This window comes from Mesorhizobium sp. P3_A9 (assembly GCF_056402975.1).
The window spans coordinates 1-2,105 of record NZ_JBFUGJ010000599.1 but is presented as its reverse complement, the minus strand read 5'-3'; the positions used below and the strand labels follow the sequence as shown (position 1 = coordinate 2,105).

At 58.0% G+C, this 2,105-nt stretch carries 2 pseudogenes; both read right to left on the bottom strand.

The annotated features are described in order from the left end of the window. Positions 1–532 (bottom strand): annotated as a pseudogene (gene nodQ, locus AC1DX0_RS35070) (bifunctional sulfate adenylyltransferase/adenylyl-sulfate kinase NodQ); the annotation flags it as partial. A gap of 14 nt (positions 533–546) precedes the next feature. Beyond that, positions 547–639 (bottom strand): annotated as a pseudogene (locus tag AC1DX0_RS35065) (sulfate adenylyltransferase subunit CysD); the annotation flags it as partial. Between the last annotated feature and the right edge of the window lie 1,466 nt (positions 640–2,105).

Genomic DNA, 2,105 nt, shown 5'->3' with positions numbered 1-2,105 from the left:
CCGCCTGGTCGAAATCGACGAGATCGATCTTGTTGACGGCCAGCACGACATGGCGGATGCCGAGCAGCGAGGCGATGATCGAATGGCGCCGGGTCTGGCGCAGCACCCCTTGCCGCGCATCGATCAGCACGATCGCCAGGTCGGCGGTCGAGGCGCCGGTTGCCATGTTGCGCGTATACTGCTCGTGGCCGGGCGTGTCCGCAACGATGAACTTGCGCTTCGGCGTGGCAAAGAAGCGGTAGGCGACATCGATGGTGATGCCTTGTTCACGCTCGGCCTCGAGACCGTCGACCAGCAGCGCGAAATCGATGTCGTCGCCGGTCGTGCCATGCTTGCGCGAATCGCCTTCGAGCGCGGCGAGCTGGTCCTCGAAAATCTGCTTGGTGTCGGACAGCAGGCGCCCGATCAGCGTCGACTTGCCGTCATCGACCGCACCACAGGACAGGAAGCGCAGCAGCGACTTTTTTTCCTGCGCCGCCAGGTACTCGCGGACGCCGTCGGTGGGTGCAAGGCTCTTTGCCATGTGGCGCACTGTTAAAAGTATCCCTCGCGCTTCTCGTCGAGGCGCAATTTCATGCGTTCGTCATCTCTGGGGATTAGCATGCCGTCGCGTTCCACCACCGGCCGTACCTCGGTGAATAGCGCTTACTGCGGCGGAACAAGGACAGGTTAAGGATCGGCGTCCGGCGGCTCTCATCCACGGCAGTCCGCCGCGCGATGCAATCCGAAAGGCGGCCCTGCAATATACCAGGCGATCCGATCTGGTCGTTGATGGACATGGTCATCTCCAAGCCTATCATTGGCTCTTCATAACCTCGTGCTCGCCGCTATCTTCTCCCGATCCGCGCTTCCCGAAGATCAGGTAAGAAGACTATCGGATCAATATATCGCATTGGGCGCGTCCGTGAAATGGTCCAATCGATGGGTCAGGTCCGCCTGTGGTGGGGCGCCATCCGCGACTGGAACGCGACTTACGACGAAGGGAAGAAGCCAGAATCGGCTTGATGGAACCTTTCACGGGTTGTGCTTGCGGCAGGGTATGCCTTCCATCACCTGCTGAAGATCGGGGCAATGACCCCTGATCCGCCCGCGCTCTCCGCCAGAGGCGCGGGCTTTTCCTTGGCGGGCGTCGCGACACAATGCATGTGAAGCCTATCCGCCGTTGGGCCGACTGTGACCCGTTACGGGTCAGTAGCCTTGGCACCGCAATTGCGTTGATAGGTGTGTGGGCTGGGGCGAGGGCCCGTCGCCTCGCAAATGGGGCGGCGGGCCTTTAGTCAACCAGGATTTGGATGGAGCGGCCCGGCACCCCTTGTTGGGATGGGGCTAGGACACCGGGCCTAACCGACGGGCAGTTTGTGAGAAACGGCGCCGGGGCTGGGGGACTATATGCGATCACGCTAGATATGTGCAAAGCATACGAACGAAGTACGAGAGCAACAATTCGGCGGTCCACCGGAGGCCGATAAACCGGTGACGCCGACGCGTCGTGAGCATATTCGAGAAGCTGCGCTAGGTTCGAGCATGCAGCGCCCAAGGGAGGGTGGACCGGCAGCAGTCAGTACGGTTTTCTAAAATCGCGGCCCGATTCCTCTAATCGCAAGTTTGCACCTCTCAGGTCGAGACAATTCCGCATACACTTTTTTAGTGTGATTTCAGACCTGCACAATTCTAGGCTGCATAAGCTTCGGTATATTAGCTAGCTAAGATATAATTACAAATTGTTAACCAAGATTAATGCGTCTTTTCCACAGCATCGTAGTATGCCTTCCAGGTTGGGTTACCTCTAACGAGCAGGAAAGCCATACGCCCGTGCGTTGGGGCGGCGTATGCCCTACTCCTTAAATCCATTCCTAAGACCTAAGCAGCCTGACACACGATTAACGAGCGTATCAGTTCACGCTGACAAGTTTTTGCGAGGGAGCCAAACCAAAAGGAGTAAAGGCAGGTCAGCGGCGGAGAGGAGCAGGTGAGTCGATGGGACACCCCCAAACTTCCGATTTTTCGAATGAAGCGACAAGACCGCTACACAACGGGCATGTGCCGGACGCAAATGGCCTTAGCAAGTCCGATCTCGAAGAAGGATATCGAAAGAAGGATATCGA